General features: G+C 48.2%; 1 protein-coding gene. It reads left to right on the top strand.

All coding sequences use genetic code 11. The annotated features are described in order from the left end of the window. Nucleotides 1-411: phage late control D family protein (locus AC1M9N_RS14490; RefSeq protein WP_481954976.1), on the top strand; the 411-nt coding region annotated here is incomplete at both ends.

Raw genomic sequence — 411 nt, 5'->3', positions numbered from 1 at the left:
CTAACCGCCCAAAACAGAGCCCTCCACATCCAATTCAGTCATTCACAACTGAATAGCCAAGTCTTCCTACAACGCATCGATGGCAGCCATGTCCTTAACGAAGGCGTGCAAGCAGAACTCATCTGTCTCTCGACCAATGCCTTAATTCCACTCAAACAATTCATCGGCACACAAGTGGCCGTCGATCAAGTCACTGATCAAGGAACCCTGTTTAGAACCACTGGCATCATCACCGAAGCCTCACAAGGACAAAGCGATGGGGCACTGACCCTCTACAAACTCACGCTTAATGATGCAACAAACCTGTGGCACAAACGCCGCAACAGCCGCGTATTTATGAATAAATCCGTGGTCGAAGTGATGGAAATCCTCTTTGAAGAATGGCAAAACAAAAGCCCACTCTTTGCCTCT

The organism is Acinetobacter sp. ANC_7655 (genome assembly GCF_056784015.1).
Note: the sequence above shows the minus strand (reverse complement) of the source record. Positions and strands in the feature narration are given on the sequence as shown.